Below are 242 nucleotides of genomic sequence, written 5' to 3' on the forward strand. Positions count from 1 at the left end.
CGTCAAAGACACCATCGTTTGGCAATTTGCCGTTTTGCCGAGAGCCGACGCGTATTGAGCCGCAACACCAACCGAGCGTTCGCCCTTCTTCGGCAGTGAGGTGTCATCAATAACGAGCACCGCATCCTTGCCGCCGACAAGTCGGTCCGCCTGGCTGAGCAGCTCAGATTCCAGTGGTGATGCGTCCCAGACACCATCGGCGATGAAATGGTGCAGCTGATCGTAGCTGCCCGAGGCAAGGC

1 protein-coding gene is annotated in these 242 nt (G+C 58.7%); it reads right to left on the reverse strand.

The genetic code is table 11. The features are described from left to right. Positions 1-242 (reverse strand): transposase (locus FNJ47_RS48615; RefSeq protein WP_163163793.1); only part of this gene is annotated, 242 nt, incomplete at both ends.

This window comes from Bradyrhizobium uaiense (assembly GCF_010811875.1).
Taxonomy (GTDB): domain Bacteria; phylum Pseudomonadota; class Alphaproteobacteria; order Rhizobiales; family Xanthobacteraceae; genus Bradyrhizobium; species Bradyrhizobium uaiense.